Source organism: Azospirillum sp. B510 (genome assembly GCF_000010725.1).
Taxonomy (GTDB): domain Bacteria; phylum Pseudomonadota; class Alphaproteobacteria; order Azospirillales; family Azospirillaceae; genus Azospirillum; species Azospirillum lipoferum_B.
This window is the reverse complement of record NC_013854.1, coordinates 1,872,467-1,887,804: the sequence shown is the minus strand read 5'-3', so window position 1 is coordinate 1,887,804 and position 15,338 is coordinate 1,872,467. Positions and strand designations below refer to the sequence as shown.

General features: G+C 66.4%; 14 protein-coding genes. 9 read left to right on the top strand and 5 right to left on the bottom strand.

Annotated features, from left to right (window positions below):
- The first annotated feature begins 96 nt into the window (after positions 1–96).
- The 4 genes from AZL_RS08735 to AZL_RS08720 all read left to right on the top strand — a co-directional run bounded on the left by AZL_RS08735 (position 97) and on the right by AZL_RS08720 (position 3,988).
- Entirely contained in the window at positions 97–1,857 is a 1,761-nt protein-coding gene (locus AZL_RS08735) for a sensor histidine kinase (RefSeq protein WP_247894178.1), read from the top strand.
- Positions 1,858–1,938: 81 nt separating this feature from the next.
- Positions 1,939–2,511 carry a SiaB family protein kinase gene (locus AZL_RS08730; protein WP_247894177.1) on the top strand — a complete coding sequence of 191 codons (573 nt, stop codon included), beginning with the start codon at positions 1,939–1,941 and terminating at the stop codon, positions 2,509–2,511.
- A 23-nt stretch (positions 2,512–2,534) separates the two neighbouring features.
- Positions 2,535–2,933 carry a DUF1987 domain-containing protein gene (locus AZL_RS08725; RefSeq protein ID WP_012974265.1) on the top strand — a complete coding sequence of 133 codons (399 nt, stop codon included), beginning with the start codon at positions 2,535–2,537 and terminating at the stop codon, positions 2,931–2,933.
- Positions 2,930–3,988, top strand: a complete 1,059-nt coding sequence (locus tag AZL_RS08720) for a sensor histidine kinase (protein ID WP_012974264.1) — start codon at positions 2,930–2,932, stop codon at positions 3,986–3,988. The genes AZL_RS08725 and AZL_RS08720 overlap by 4 nt, the downstream gene beginning before the upstream one ends.
- A 7-nt stretch (positions 3,989–3,995) precedes the next feature.
- On the opposite strand, the gene AZL_RS08715 is transcribed toward AZL_RS08720, so the two are convergent.
- The 4 genes from AZL_RS08715 to ftsH all read right to left on the bottom strand — a co-directional run bounded on the left by AZL_RS08715 (position 3,996) and on the right by ftsH (position 9,233).
- A complete protein-coding gene (locus AZL_RS08715; protein ID WP_042442835.1) occupies positions 3,996–4,751 on the bottom strand; it encodes a response regulator transcription factor in 756 nt (251 codons plus the stop codon).
- Between the two features lie 178 nt (positions 4,752–4,929).
- Entirely contained in the window at positions 4,930–6,540 is a 1,611-nt protein-coding gene (locus AZL_RS08710; RefSeq protein ID WP_148219259.1) for a SpoIIE family protein phosphatase, read from the bottom strand.
- Positions 6,537–7,301, bottom strand: a complete 765-nt coding sequence (locus tag AZL_RS08705; RefSeq protein ID WP_247894330.1) for a transporter substrate-binding domain-containing protein — start codon at positions 7,299–7,301, stop codon at positions 6,537–6,539. Before AZL_RS08705 ends, AZL_RS08710 begins: the two co-directional genes overlap by 4 nt.
- Positions 7,302–7,451: 150 nt before the next feature.
- On the bottom strand, positions 7,452–9,233 hold the full coding sequence (gene ftsH, locus AZL_RS08700; RefSeq protein WP_012974260.1) for an ATP-dependent zinc metalloprotease FtsH: 1,782 nt from the start codon (positions 9,231–9,233) through the stop codon (positions 7,452–7,454).
- Between the two features lie 268 nt (positions 9,234–9,501).
- Here ftsH and AZL_RS08695 point away from each other — a divergent pair, with 268 nt between their 5' ends.
- The 4 genes from AZL_RS08695 to AZL_RS08680 all read left to right on the top strand — a co-directional run bounded on the left by AZL_RS08695 (position 9,502) and on the right by AZL_RS08680 (position 12,773).
- Positions 9,502–10,326, top strand: a complete 825-nt coding sequence (locus AZL_RS08695) for an ABC transporter ATP-binding protein (protein WP_012974259.1) — start codon at positions 9,502–9,504, stop codon at positions 10,324–10,326.
- Between the two features lie 7 nt (positions 10,327–10,333).
- A complete protein-coding gene (locus AZL_RS08690) occupies positions 10,334–11,134 on the top strand; it encodes an ABC transporter permease (protein ID WP_012974258.1) in 801 nt (266 codons plus the stop codon).
- Positions 11,135–11,157: 23 nt separating this feature from the next.
- Positions 11,158–12,186, top strand: a complete 1,029-nt coding sequence (locus AZL_RS08685; protein WP_012974257.1) for an ABC transporter substrate-binding protein — start codon at positions 11,158–11,160, stop codon at positions 12,184–12,186.
- A 152-nt stretch (positions 12,187–12,338) separates the two neighbouring features.
- Positions 12,339–12,773: an ArsC/Spx/MgsR family protein gene (locus AZL_RS08680; RefSeq protein WP_012974256.1), complete on the top strand. Its 435-nt coding sequence runs from the start codon at positions 12,339–12,341 to the stop codon at positions 12,771–12,773.
- 6 nt (positions 12,774–12,779) lie between these two features.
- Here AZL_RS08680 and AZL_RS08675 read toward each other — a convergent pair whose 3' ends face one another.
- Complete coding sequence (locus tag AZL_RS08675) at positions 12,780–13,175, bottom strand: acyl-CoA thioesterase (protein WP_012974255.1); 396 nt, start codon at positions 13,173–13,175, stop codon at positions 12,780–12,782.
- A 108-nt stretch (positions 13,176–13,283) separates the two neighbouring features.
- Here AZL_RS08675 and parE point away from each other — a divergent pair, with 108 nt between their 5' ends.
- The gene (parE, locus tag AZL_RS08670; RefSeq protein ID WP_012974254.1) at positions 13,284–15,272 is read left to right on the top strand and encodes a DNA topoisomerase IV subunit B; all 1,989 of its coding nucleotides are present in this window, start codon (positions 13,284–13,286) and stop codon (positions 15,270–15,272) included.
- Positions 15,273–15,338 lie beyond the last annotated feature (66 nt).

Here is a 15,338-nt window from a genome sequence, read left to right as displayed (position 1 = left end):
GCCGATTTTGTCTTGGAAGCCGCATCGTACGGTGGTTCCATCGCCCGGTGACAGGGCTGGTCGTGTCTATCGGTTTGGGAGTGGGGAATGGTCGGCATGGACAGGGAGCTGGATGATGAGCTGCTGTTCGGCCCTGAGGATGGTGCCACGGAGACGGCAAGCCCCCGGCGGCCGGACGCTCCCCCTTGGCCCATTCTGGTGGTGGATGACGATCCCCAGGTCCACGCCATGACGGCGGTGTTGCTGCGCGACTTCGAATTCGACGGACGTCCGTTCGAAGTGGTGAGCGCCCTGTCGGCGGAAGAGGCGAAGGCGGTTCTCGACAGGCGGCCGACTCTTCCCGTCGCTCTCCTCGATGTGGTGATGGAGACCGAGGATGCCGGTCTGAAGCTGGTCCGGCACATCCGGGAGGAACTGGGCAACCGGCGGATGCGCATCATCCTGCGCACCGGCCAGCCGGGTCAGGCACCGGAGCGTGACGTCATCGTCGGCTACGACATCAACGACTACAAGGCCAAGAGCGAGCTGACCGCGCAGCGCCTGTTCACCACCCTGGTCAGCGCTCTGCGCGCGTGGCGCGACATCGTGACGATCGAGCGCAACAGGCAGGGATTGGAGCGGATCCTCAGCGCCTCCGCCCCCTTGTTCGAGATGCTGCCGATGCGGAGCTTCGTCGAACGTCTGGCGGAGCAGGTCGCCCGTGTCGTCGACCATGGCAGCGCCCCGGCGGTGCTGGCCTGCCGGGCGATCGAGCGCGGCGACGGCTGCGGGACGATCGCCGTCGTGGCCGGGCTGGGTCCCTACGCCCGCGGCATCGGCCTGCCGGTCGGCGATGTTCTGCCGGCCGGTGCGGCGGCGGAGGTGGTGGACGCCTTGCAGAGCCAGCGCAATCATTACCATGATGACCGATGCGTCCTCGTTTTCCGTACGCGCGAGCATGGCGTGACGGTTTTCCGGCTGGAGCGGACGGAGCCCTATCTGGCGGATGAACACCGGTTGCTGGAGCTGTTCTGTAACCGCGTGGCCATCGGTTTCGACAATGTCTGCCTGTATGAGGAACTGATGGCGCTGAACCGCTCCCTGGAGCGGCGGGTGGAGGAGCGCACCGACGAGCTCGCCGCCAATCAGAAGGCGCTGATCCTGGCGAAGGAGCGGGTCGAAAGGGCGTTGGAGCGTGAATTGCAGGCGCGTGACCAGCAACGGCAGTTCCTGGGCATGGTCAGTCATGAATTCCGTACGCCGCTCGCCATCATCGACAGCGCCGCCCAATTGCTGGCGATGCGGGCCGGGCAGGTGGAGCCGGAGATGCTGGAGCGGCTGGCGGTGATCCGCGGCAGCGTGCAGCGCCTGACAGGCCTGATCGACGCGCATATGACCGACGAGCGTCTGCAGCGGAACGCGCTCGTCCTGGAGCTTGCCGAGGTCGATCTGCCCGACCTGATCCGCAATGTCGTCCAGCCCTTCCGCGTCGCCTATCCGGATCGCGAGTTCCGGATGACCCTGGACGGGCTGCCGCGACGGGCGGAAATCGACGCGAACCTGATCGCGCTGGTTCTCAGCAACCTCGTCAACAATGCCGTGAAATATTCGGGACCGGGGGGGCCGATCCATCTTCATGGCGAGACCGACGGCGCCATGGCGGTGATCGAGGTGACGGACCGGGGCCGCGGTATTCCGGAAGGCGAACTTCCACGCCTGTTCGACCGCTTTTTCCGGGGCGCGGGTGCGTCCGGCGTGCCCGGCACGGGAATAGGTCTGCATACCGTCCAGCAGATCGTCCACCTGCATGGTGGCGCGGTCGCGGTCGATAGCGAACCGGGAACAGGATCGACCTTCCGAATCCTGTTCCCGGTGTGAGGCGGCGTGATGTCACGTCAATCTGAAAGACTATGGCCCTTTGCAGCGGGGAGTGACATAGTCGGTGGAATTCCTGCGCTGATGGAAACCCAGGCTGCAATCATGCTCGCCCAGCAATATGCGTCGATAAAGCGTGATCTCGACGATAGGGGGATTCTGTTCTCGTTTAGTGGGTACTTGTCGGAAGGGATACTTTATTCCCTTGGAGAGGCATTGCGTGAGAAAATGGCTTTGGAGGAGGCGGACGGACCCACCATCCGTCGCGTCTTCTCTGTCTTCATCGAGCAGATGCAGAACATCATCCGCTATTCGGCGGAAAAGATGTCCGGCAGCGTGGGGCGCGCGGTGGAACTGAGCGCCGGCATGGTCACCATCGGTATGGAGGGCGGAAAGGTCTTCATCGTCTGCGGCAACACCGTGCGGAACAGCGAAGTCCCCCGGCTGAAGGAACGGCTGGACCATCTCAAGAGCTTGGATCGTGCCGGCATCAAGAGCTATTACCGTGAGCAGCTCCGGGAGGAGCCGGACGATGGCAGTCGCGGCGCCACGCTGGGACTGATCGAGATCGCCCGTCGGGCCAGCGACCCCATCGACTATGATTTCGACCCGATGGACGCCGATCGCAGCTTCTTCTGTCTGAAGGTCCGGGTATGAGCCGCCCAATCGAGCGAGCGGTCATGGACGGCTTGTCCATCCCCGCCACGGGACGCACGCCCGGCGTTTCCTTCGATTTCGCCTCCGGCCATCTGCGCATGACCGGTGAGTCCTATCCCGACGACGTCGCCGCATTCTTCGGTCCGGTGTTCGAGGCGCTGCGGGGCTTCCTGGAGCGTCCGGATGGCGGTGCGATTCGTTTCGACATGGAGCTCCTCTATTTCAATAGCTCCAGCGCCAAGGCGCTGATGAACATCTTCCAGATGCTCGAGACGGTGGCCAGGACGGGTCGCCCGGTGACGCTGAGCTGGTGTTTCGAAAGGAACGACGACTCGATGCGCGAACTGGGCGAGGATTTCTCGGAGGATCTGCGTCACGTCGCCTTTCAGATGCGGGAGATCCCCGCCGGTGGCGATTCATGAGCTTCAATCTCTTCGCCGCCGAGGAGGAAGCCCTCGCCAAGGCCCATGCGATGGAGGAGAGGCTGGCCGAACTGGCACCGGACTGCCTTCCGGAATTCCGCGAGCTTGTTGCCGCCTTCGAACTGAGCACGCGGGAACAGCGACGCCTCGTGCGGGTCAGCGACCGGCTTCAGGCCCAGTTGAGCGACGCGAATCATGAGTTGGACCGGCGGCGCAGCGAAGCGGAGGCGGCGCTGGACAGGCTGCGCGAGGCGCAGGAGGCGATGATCCAGTCGGAAAAACTCGCCTCCCTTGGCGCGCTGGTCGCCGGTGTCGCCCATGAAATCAATACGCCGGTCGGAATCGCCGTTTCCTGTGCGTCGCATCTGGCCGACTCCACGCAAGCCATACGCCGGCGGGCGGAGGAAGGGGAACTGAGCAAGGCGGCATTCGCCCGCTATCTCGCCACCGCTGTCGACACCACCGACCTGATCCTGGGCAATTGCGAGCGGGCGGCCCAACTGATCGCCGGCTTCAAGCAGGTGGCGGTCGATCGGACCAGCGCCCTCCGGCGCAGCATCAACCTTGCCGCCTGCATTCATGACACTCTGGTCAGCCTGCAACCGAAGCTTCGGCCGTCCGGACATGCGGTGGCGGTCGACTGTCCGGTGGATCTGGAGTTGGACAGTTATCCCGGCGTGCTGTCGCAGATCCTGTCGAATCTGGTGATGAACGCCCTGACCCACGCGTTTGCCGACGGGCGGGTTGGCGACATGACGATCACGGCGCAGTGTCCGGACCCCGACACCGTTCGCCTCTGCTTTACCGACAACGGCCGTGGCATGAGCGAGGAACATCGTGCCAGGGTGTTCGAACCCTTTTTCACCACCACGCGGAGCCATGGCGGCAGCGGGTTGGGACTGCACATCGTCCACAATTTGGTCGTGGGGGCGCTGATGGGGGCGATCACGGTGGATAGCGCGCCGGACCGCGGCACCAGCTTCATCCTGATATTTCCCCGCAGAACTCCCGACACCGACAGGGCGGGACAGGACGCCACGCCGGAGCGGCCCTGACCAAGCCCTATGCCGTGCCCGCCACCCGGATGGGCGCGGAAAAGACATAGCCGACGCCGTGCACCGACTTCAGCGGGGCGGGGCCGCCGATCGCGCCCTCGACCTTGTGGCGCAGGCGGCCGACGACGGTGTCGATGGAGCGGTCTTCCGGATTCCAGCGGCGATTGTAGAGCGCCTGGGAGATCTGGTCGCGCGTCGCCGGCTTGCGGGCCTGGGTCGCCAACAGGCTGGTCAGCTTCATTTCCATGCTGGTCAGGCTGATGCGGACACCCGCCGGGTTGGTCAGGCTCCATTCCGTGGGATCCAGCAACCAACGTGCTTCGTCCGCACCGTCGCTGACGGACTCGGCCGGCATGGTGCCGTTCGCGCCCTGTGCCGCCGCTTCGGCGGCCCGCTCGTTTATCCGGCGCAGCAGCGATTTCACCTGCGCTTCCAATTCGCGGAGCTCGACCGGCTTGACCAGGTAGGCGTCGGCGCCGATTTCGAGCCCGACCACGCGATCGACGGTGGAGCTGCGGGCGGTGACCATGATGATGCCGGCGCCGTGATGGTCGCGCAGCCGGGCCGCGATCTTGAAACCGTCTTCATCCGGCAGATTGACGTCCAGGATGACGACGGCCGCATTGCGGGTCTGCAGCAGCTGGTCAAGCTCGGATCCGTCGCGTGCGCCGATCGCATCGAATCCGCAGCTCGACAGATACTCGACCATATCGGACCGCAGGGAATTCTCGTCTTCGACCACGACGATCGTCGGACCGGCCATGCCCACGCTCTCCCTATAACCAGTTCGGCAGCTGCAACATACCCTGCAATGGATAAATTTTAAAACAAACTTGACTGGGTTTCAGTCGTGCGCGGTTCGTTTGCGTCACAAGATGTCACATATGGTGACAACTCTGTAACAGATTCAGCGCCGTGGTCCAGGGATTTTTAAGAGGCCTTCATGCGGCCCTGCGTCCGGACTCCGGGGCGGACACGGCACCGGCACCGGCCGACCGCACACGGAAGCCGAACAGCGTGATGTCGTCGCGCTGTTCCCTGCCGGCCTGGAACTGATCGAGGGAGATTTCCAGGTCGTTTTTCAGGCTGTCGAGCGGACCCTCTCCACCCTGCCGTACCATCTCGTGCAACCTCGCGCGGCCGAAACTGCGGCCATGCTCTCCGCCATTCTGATCCGGCAAGCCATCGGTGCCCATGAGAAAGGTCTGGCCTGGCTCCAGCGTCACGCTGTGGTTGGTGAAGGGCGACCCGGCATCATCGCCGCTCTCTACCGGGCGGCCTCCTTCCATCATGGTCGGACGGTACCCCAGGCTGCGGCGGTCGCCGCGCAGTTCCGTCACCAGACCGCCGGCGACGATCAGCAGCGGAATGCGGGCGCCGGCGAAGACCAGGCGCCCGTCGGCCGGGCGGATGTGACACAGCCCCAGATCCAGACCATTGTCGAAGCAGTCGGTCCCGCTGCGCGCCACGCATTCCTGATGGAGTGTCGCGCGGACCTTGCGGTCGACGGTGGCGAGCACCGCCGCGGGATCGTCGGCGCCCAGCAGATCCAGCGTGTTGTTCAGGATGGCGCTGGCGGTCATCGTCATGAAGGCGCCGGGCACGCCGTGCCCGGTGCAGTCGGCCACGGCGACGACGAAGCCGTCCGCCACCTCGCGGCAGAGGTAGAAGTCGCCGCTGACCACGTCGCGCGGGCGCCACAGGACGAAATGTTCGGTCAGGCCCGCGGTCAACGCATCGGCCGAAGGCAGGATGGCGGATTGGATCAGCTGGGCGTAATTGATGCTGTCCATGATGGCGCGGTTGGTGGCGGCCAGCGCCTCCGTCCGCTCTCGCACGCGGCTCTCCAGGGTGCTGGTATGGTCCTGCACGGTTTCCGCCATCCGGTTGAAGCCCCTGGCCAGCAGGCCGATCTCATCGCTCCGGCCGGCATGCATGCGGGCGCCGTAATCGCCCTGCGCCATGGCGCGCGCCAGCTGGGTCAGCCGGCGCAGCGGACGCAGCACCATCCGGTCCAGCGTCAGTCCCAGCACCGCCATCGCCGCCAGCAGCGACAGCAGCAACAGCCCCGCCACCGGGATCAGCGCGCTCAGAGTGGTCTGCCGCACCTCGGCCGTCGAATAGACGATGCGCAGACGTCCGACCGTCTGGACCTGGCCCTCGCGCCCGTGCAGGACGATGGGGAGATTGACCGTGATCCGGCCGGATCCGTGTCCGCTGCTCTCCGCGATACCGGCGCTTTCTCCTGCCGTGGCCTGCGCCAGCGGCACGTCCCGGTCGTTCTCGAAGACGGTGATCGAGCGGATGGCCGGATCGCGGCCGGTCAGCGCGTCGATCATGCGCTGGGCGCTGCGGCCGTCCAGCTCCCAGACCGGGCCGCTCAGCGCATCGGCCTGGGTCGCGGCGACCAGTTCTGCCCGGCGCACGAGATCCTGGTGACGCTGCCCTTCGACGATCCGCTCCGACAGCAGCAACGCGGCGGCCCCGATGCTTACCGTCGTCAGCAGGATGACCCCCGCCACCCGCGTCAGCAGAGAGAATCGCGGCCTCACGCCAGGATCCCGCTTCGCCGCCACAGCGCCTCCAACTGCCCGCCGGCCTCCAGCCGGTCGAGCAGCGCATCGATCCAGCCGACGGTCACCGGGCCGCCCTGGCGGGTCAGGATGGTGTGTTCGTAGATCTGGTCGGTGCGGTCGGACACCAGGACCTGACGGGCAAGGTCCGGCTCCCGTTGCAAAAAGCGGGTGAGAAAGGATCGGGTGATGATGGCGAGGTCGGCCCGGCCGGCGACGACGCTGCGGACATTGCCTTCATGCGTTACCGTCACGCGGGTGCGGTAACGCTGCTCAAGCTGCTTGGGATCGGCGTTGAAGCCGGCGAAGGCATAGTGAAAGCCGAGTCGGCCCAAGATCGATTTGCCGGTCAGATCGTCGAAATAATGCTGGTCGATTCCCGGCCCGGCCTTGGCGACGAACACCTCGGCATCGCGCAGATAGGGGCGGGACGCATCGACGGGGCGGTCCTGCCACCCCCAGGTCTTGCTTTCGAAGGCGATCATATCGAACCGCCCCTGATCCAGATCGTCATAACGCCGCTGCGGGGCGGTTCTGACCATTTCGAATCGGTAAGCGCTCTGCGCGGCGTTGAACAGATTCAGCAGGTCCCGTGTGACCCCCCCCCCCGATTCGTCGACATAGGGCGGAAAATCATAAGCGCCAACCCGCAAGGTGACGGGCGCCGATTGCGCGGCGACCGGGCGGGCGGACAGGATGGGAAGGGCGCAAAGAAAAGGAAACGTGGTCCTCAGAACCATGCGGCGGGATAGCGTCCCCGTCATCGCGTCCCTCTTGCGTTACTCTTGATGGAATAGGATCAGTCTACCCCGGTATGCGCCTCTGCTGCAATGCGGGACGTATCCTTTCGGGAGAAACGCAATTTTCTTTTGATCTCATTCCGACCGGTCTCACGCCGCCTCGGTGGCGCGTTCCGGTTGTCGCTCGGCCAACGCGGCGATCTCGTCGCCGCCGAGGGTCTCACGCTCCAGCAGGGCCTCGGCGATGCCGTCCAGCGCGGCGCGGTTGGTGCGCAGCAGGTGGCGGGCGTGCTCCATGCCCTCGTCTGTGAGGCGGCGGACCTCCTCGTCGATGCGCCACGCGGTCCGTTCGGACCGCGTGCCCGGCTCCGCCGCCGCATGGGCGACATGGCCGATCTCTCCGCTCATCCCCCAGGCGGTGACCATTCGGCGGGCGAGATCGGTGGCGGCGCGGAAATCCGCCTCGGCGCCGGTGGTGACCTGATCGGGGCCGAAGGCGATCTCCTCCGCCGCGCGGCCGGCCATGGCGACGGCGATGTCGGCCATCAGCTTGGCCCGCGACACCGAAACCCGGTCGCCCTCCGGCAGCCGCACCACCATGCCGAGCGCGCCGCCACGCGGGATGATGGTGGCCTTGTGGATCGGGTCGGCCTGCGGGCAGCGTAGCGACACCAGCGCGTGACCGGCCTCATGCACCGCGATCAGCCGCCGTTCGTGCGCCGACAGGGCGAGGCTGCGGCGCTCGGTGCCCATCAGCACGCGGTCCTTGGCCGACTCGTAATCCGCCATGGTCACGACGACACGGCCATTGCGCGCCGCGGACAGCGCCGCCTCGTTGGTCAGGTTGGCGAGATCGGCGCCGGAAAAGCCCGGCGTGCCCCGCGCCACGGTGCGGACGCAGACATCCGGGGCCAGGGTCAGCCGGCCGGCATGGACAGCCAGGATCGCCTCGCGTCCGGCCAGATCGGGCAGGCCGACATGGATGTGACGGTCGAAGCGGCCGGGGCGGAGCACGGCGGCGTCCAGCATCTCCGCCCGGTTGGTCGCGGCGATCACCACCAGCGCGCCGCCCTCCACGATGCCGTCCATCTCCACCAGCAGCTGATTCAGCGTCTGCTCGCGTTCGGAATGGCTGGTCGATTCGCCGCGCTTGCCGGCCAGCGCGTCGATCTCGTCGATGAACAGGATGCAGGGCGCGCTGGCGCGGGCGGTCTTGAACAGGTTGCGGACACGCGCCGCCCCCAGTCCGACGAACATCTCGACGAAATCCGACCCCGACGCCGCGAAGAAGGGCACGCCGGCCTCCCCCGCCGCCGCCTTGGCCAGCATGGTCTTGCCGGTGCCGGGCGGTCCGACCAGCAGGAGGCCCTTCGGCACACGGGCGCCGGCCATGGCGAAGCGGCGCGGGTCCTTCAGGAACTGGACCGTCTCCCGCAGTTCCTCCTTCGCCTCGTCCACGCCGGCGACGTCGGCGAAGATTGTCCGGCTATCCTCCGGCCGGACGCGGGTGGCGCGGCCCATGCCGAAGAACTGGCCGCCGCTCATCAGCAGGCCGCCGATCAGCAGGGCCATCACCAGAAAGGGCGCGGCGCGGTCCAGCGCGCTCACCGTCTGCGCCATCAGTCCGCCCGGACCCTCGTCAAAGGCGATGGCGACCTTGTGGGCGCGCATCTCCCTCAGCAGATCGTCGGTGACCGGCATGACGACCCGATAGCGGCCGCCGTCGGTGGCGACCGCGTGGCCGCTGCCGTTGGCGAAGGTGATGGACGCGATTTCGCCCCGCCCGGCCCGCTCGATCAGCGCGCTGTAGCCGGCCGGCTTTTCACCCGCCTGCCGGCTGTGATCGTACCAGGCGGCGAAGCCGAGCCACGCGGCGAGCAGGGCGGCCAGGACGGCGAGCGCGATCAGCGGGCGTTTCGGCAGCGTGGGCATGGCGGCTCCGCGAAGGGAAGGGGGCTGGCTTTCGGTCTATGCCATTGATGGAGGCATTGATGAGGGAGGGTGGCCCGCCGCGGCAACCGATAAGGACCCAGGTCCCTTCTTTGACACCGTAAGCGGTGCGTTTGCGGAATGGCTCCTTTCGGATTCCACGGAGATCTCAAGCGGTTGCCGATATGCTTCTCTTCGGACAGTATGGCTTCCCAACCAAAGGGATCCGCCAATCAGCGCGCATCGCCCGAACGATAAGGACCACACCGATATGGCCGATGCCGCCGCCGCGGCGCCCGCCCTCCAGCTTGAGGGCGTGACCTGCACCTTTCCCTCACCCGACGGCCGGGGACGATCCTACACCGCCGTCCAGGGAGCCAGCTTCACCGTCGCCGATGGGGAGTTCGTGTCGATCGTCGGCCCGACCGGCAGTGGCAAATCGACGATGCTGAATGTCGCCGCCGGCCTGCTGAGGCCCAGCGAGGGCCGCGCGCTCTCCTTTGGCCAGCCGGTGACCGGCATCAATCCCAAGGCCGGCTACATGTTCCAGGCCGAGGCGCTGATGCCTTGGAAGTCGGCGCTCGACAATGTCGCCGCCGGGCTGGAATTCCGCGGCGTCGCGAAGGCGGAGGCGCGGGAGCGGGCGCTGCCCTGGCTGTCCCGCGTCGGGCTGGAGGGGTTCGGCGACCGTTTCCCGCACCAGCTCTCCGGCGGCATGCGCAAGCGCGTGGCTTTGGCCCAGACGCTGATCGTCGATCCCAAGATCATCCTGATGGACGAGCCCTTTTCGGCGCTCGACGTCCAGACCCGCCAGATGATGGAGAACGAGCTGCTCGACCTGTGGGCGGCCGACCGCAAGTCGGTGGTCTTCATTACCCACGACCTTGAGGAGGCGATTTCCATGTCCGACCGGGTTCTGGTGCTGTCGGCCGGGCCGGGGGCGCGGCTGATCGGCGAATACCGCATCGACCTCGACCGTCCGCGCGACGTGGCGGAGATCCGCATGACCCCGCGCTTCCTGGCATTGCACCGGGAGATCTGGGCGCAGCTGCGCGACGAGGTGCTGAAGGGCTACGCCCAGACCAAGCTGCGGTGACGACATCATGAGATCCCACGCCAAACGCCTGCCCAGCCGCCCGGTCATCCTGCTGCTGCAACTGGGCGTCCTGATCGTCTTTTTCCTGGTCTGGCATGTCCTGACCGACATGAAGATCCTCAGCCCCTTCTTCTTCGGCACGCCGGGGGCGGTTCTGGCCCGCAGCTGGGCCGATTTCGCCTCGGGCGTCATCTGGTATCACTTGGGCATCACCCTGTTGGAGACCGCGCTGGCCTTCGTCATCGGCACGGTGGCGGGGATCGCCTTCGGCTTCTGGTTCGCCCGCGCGCCCTTGGTCTCCGTCGTCTTCGACCCCTACATCAAGGCGGTCAACGCGCTGCCCCGCGTGGTGCTGGCGCCGATCTTCGCGCTGTGGCTCGGGCTCGGCATCTGGTCGAAGGTGGCGCTGGGGGTGACGCTGGTCTTCTTCATCGTTTTCTTCAACGTCTACCAGGGCGTGAAGGAGGTCAGCCCGGTGGTGCTGGCCAACGCCCGCATGCTGGGCGCCAGTTCCCGCGACCTGTTCCGGCATGTCTATCTGCCCTCGGCGCTGTCCTGGGTCTTCTCCTCGCTGCACACCGCCGTCGGCTTCGCCATGGTGGGTGCTGTGGTGGGCGAGTATCTGGGCTCCGCCGCCGGGCTCGGCTACCGCATCCATCAGGCGGAGGGGGTGTTCGACACGGTCGGCGTCTTCTCCGGCATGCTGGTGCTGACCATCTTCGTCGTCCTGATCGACGCCGCCGTCACCATGATCGAAAGGCGGCTCCTGCACTGGCGCCCGCAGGACAGCGGCGGCGGGCAGCACTGACATTCAAAAAGGGAGGAAACCCCATGACGCTCAAATCGCTGATCGCGGCCGCCGCGGTCGCCCTGACTCTCGGGACGGCGGGAATGGCCGCGGCGCAACCGAAGCTGGAGAAGACCGACATCAAGATCGCGGTCGGCGGCAAGCCGCTGCTCTATTACCTGCCGCTGACGCTGGCGGAGCGGCTGGGCTATTTCAAGGAGGCCGGTCTGACCGTCGAGATCAGCGATTTCGGCGGTGGCGCCAAGAGCCTTCAGGCGCTGATCGGCGGCTCGGCCGATGTCGTCACCGGCGCCTATGACCACACCATCCAGATGCAGGCCAAGGGCCAGCCCATCGTCGCGGTGACGCAGTTGGGCCGCTATCCCGGCATCGTGCTGGCGTCGGTCAACAGCTCCGGCACCGTCAAGTCGCTGAAGGACCTGAAGGGCAGGAAGGTCGGCGTCACCGCTCCCGGCTCCTCGACCAACTTCATGCTGAACCATGTCCTGACCTCGCTCGGCATGAAGCCGGAGGATGCGTCGGTCATCGGCGTCGGCGGCGGCCCCAGCGCCATCGCGGCGATCAAGCGCGGCGAGATCGACGCCATCGTCAACCTCGACCCGGTGATCAGCCAGGCCCAGGCCGACGGTGACATCACCATCCTGGCCGACACCCGGACGGAAAAGGGCACCCTCGACGTCTATGGCGGCCCCTATCCCGCCGCCGTGCTCTATGCCAAGCCGGACTTCATCGCGGCGAACCCGAAGACCACCCAGGCGCTGGCCGACGTCTTCGTCCGCACCATGCTGTGGCTGAACAAGGCCAGCACCGAGGATGTGCTGAAGGTGCTGCCGGAGGAGTATTTCCTGGGCAACAGGACGCTCTATGCCCAGGCCTTCGAGCATTCAAAGCCGACCTACTCGCCGGACGGCCGCTTCACCCAGGATGGCGCCGACGCCGCCCTGAAGGTGCTGAAGGCCTTCGATCCGGCGGTCGCCTCCGCCGGCATCGATCTGTCCAAGACCTACACCAACCAGTTCGTCGAGGATGCGCTGAAGCGTCTCCAGAAGTGAGCCCTGCGGGGCGCCTCCAAATACCCATATAAAAAATGTGGGCGCGACATTCTGTCGCGCCCCTTTTCATGCTGCGGCGCCATTAGACTGGACGAAATCGGTCCTGATTGCCCCCTTTGATCCGGACCGTCCCCCCGACAGCGGAGAGCCCCATGGCCGAGGTGATTTTCTACGGACTGGCCGGTTGCCCGGCGAATGCCAAGCAGAAGCAGCAGCTGGCCGCCGCCGGTCATCTGCTGATCGAGCGCGACCTCGCCACCGCCGAGCTGACGGCGGACGAATTGCGCGCCTTCTTTGGTGACAAGGAGGTCGATGGCTGGTTCAACCGCCGGGCCGCGGCGGTAAAGTCCGGCGCGGTGAAGCCCGACGCCCTCGACGAGTCCGCGGCGCTGGCCGCGCTGCTGGCCGACCGCGAGCTGATCCGTCGTCCGCTGCTCCAGGTCGGCGATCGCCGCGAGGCCGGCTTCGATCCAACCACACTGCATGGCTGGATCGGCCTGACCTCCGCTGAAAGCTGCGACGACAAGCATGCGCGCGGCCAGTGCGACCACGGCCACCAGCATTTCGTCAAGGCTCCGGCGGCCTGAGCGGCCTTACTCCGGCGGCACTTCGCGCGGCTTGCGGTCCTCGCCGATGGCGACATAGGTGAAGACGCCCTCTGTCACCTTGATCGGGTCGGAGCCGGAGCGTTCGCGCCTTACCCAGGTTTCGATGCGGACACGCAGCGAGGTGCGGCCGACCTTCTCGATCCGGGCGAAGCAGCTGACCTCGTCGCCGACGAAGACCGGCTTGTGGAAGGTCATCGCCTCGATGCCGACGGTGGCGACGCGGCCATGGCTGCGCCGCACCGCCACCGTGCCACCGGCCAGATCCATCTGCGCCAGCAGCCAGCCGCCGAAGATGTCGCCGTTGGGGTTGGTGTCCCCCGGCATGGCGATGGCCCGCAACGCCGGGCCGTTGTCGAAGTCGTATCCGTCCGCCGCGCTCATGTGTCCTCCGGCTTCACAAAAAATTCGTCCACAAAAGCTTGTGGCGACGCACTATAAACGGCACAGGATGCGCTTGCGCACCCCTGACGAAATTCCTATCATCCCGCCATGAGCGATCTTTTCGAGAACACGGCCCCCAAGGCCGACAGCTATTCCGCCCAGGACATCGAGGTTCTGGAGGGGTTGGAGCCTGTCCGGCGCCGGCCGGGCATGTATATCGGCGGCACCGACGACCGTGCGCTGCACCATCTGGTGGCCGAGGTGCTGGACAACGCCATGGACGAGGCGGTGGCCGGACATGCCAGCCGCATCGACCTGGAACTAGCCGCGGACGGCACGGTGATGGTGCGCGACAACGGGCGTGGCATCCCCATCGACGACCATCCCAAATATCCGGGCAAGTCGGCGCTGGAGGTCATCATGACCACGCTGCATTCCGGCGGCAAATTCTCCAACAAGGTCTACCAGACCTCGGGCGGCCTGCATGGTGTCGGCCTGTCGGTGGTGAACGCACTGTCGGACCGGCTGACCGTCGAGATCGCCCGCGAAAAGCAACTCCATGTCCAGGAGTACAGCCGCGGCCTGCCGCAGGGGCCGCTGGCTCATCGCGGCAACGTCAACCGGCGCGGCACCACCATCCGTTTCCACGCCGACCCGGAAATCTTCGGCGAGACCGCCCATTTCGAGCCGCACCGCCTCTACCGGCTGGCGCGCTCCAAGGCCTATCTCTACCGTGGCGTCGAGATCCGCTGGGCCTGTGACCCGTCCCTGCTGTCGGTCGATGCCACCACGCCGGCCTCGGAGACCCTGCATTTTCCCGGCGGGCTACAGGATTACCTGAACGCCGCGCTGAAGGACCGCAAGACGCTGACGCCGTCGCCCTTCGCCGGCGCCCTCGATTTCCCCAATGGCCAGGGCCGGGTGGAATGGGCGGTGGCTTGGCCCGACGATGACGAGGGATTCTCCCACACCTACTGCAACACGGTGCCGACGCCGCTCGGCGGCACCCACGAGGCCGGCCTGCGCACCGCGCTGACCCGTGGCCTGAAGGCCTATGGCGAGTTGACCAGCAACAAGCGCGCTGGGCAGGTCACCGCCGACGACGTGATGGGCGACGCCTGCGTCCTGCTGTCGGTCTTCATCCGCGAACCGCATTTCCAGGGCCAGACCAAGGAGAAGCTGGTGACGGCGGAGGCGCAGCGCCTCGTCGAGACCGCGGTGAAGGACCATTTCGACCATTGGCTGTCCGGTGACCCGCAGAGCGCCAACGGCCTGCTAGAGCGGCTGATCGAAAAGGCGGAGGAGCGGGCGCGCCGCAAGCAGTCCAAGGAGATGACGCGCAAGTCGGCCACCCGCCGCCTGCGCCTGCCCGGCAAGCTGGCCGACTGTTCGCGCAACTCCCCGGAGGGGACCGAGCTGTTCCTGGTCGAGGGCGACTCGGCCGGCGGCTCCGCCAAGCAGGCGCGCCAGCGCGAGACCCAGGCCATCCTGCCGCTGCGCGGCAAGATCCTGAACGTCGCCAGCGCGTCGGTCGACAAGATGAAGGCCAACCAGGAGCTGAACGACCTGACCCAGGCGCTGGGCTGCGGCATCGGCAAGGACTTCTCGACCGACAAGCTGCGCTACGAGCGGGTCATCATCATGACCGACGCCGACGTCGACGGCGCCCACATCGCCTCGCTGCTGATGACCTTCTTCTACCGCGAGATGCCGGGGCTGATCCAGGAGGGGCACCTGTATCTCGCCCTGCCGCCGCTCTACCGGCTCAGCCACGGCAACAAGCAGGTCTACGCCCGCGACGACGCCCACAAGGACGAGCTGCTGGCGAAGATGTTCAAGGGCAAGAAGCCCGACATCAGCCGCTTCAAGGGCCTGGGCGAGATGATGCCGGCCCAGCTGCGCGACACCACCATGGATCCGTCCAAGCGCTCGCTGCTGCGGGTGGTCGTGCCCAACGCCGCCGATCCGGAGGAGAAGCCGGAATGCGAGCGCACGCGGTCGCTGGTGGAGGATTTGATGGGCAAGCGGCCGGAGCTGCGCTTCAAGTTCATCCAGGATAACGCGAAGTTCGTGAAGGCCGACGACATCGACGTGTAGGGATCGCAGTCCTCCCGCTGCCCGATGACCGTTGCCGGCACGGCCTGTTGGGATGGGCTTCCATAC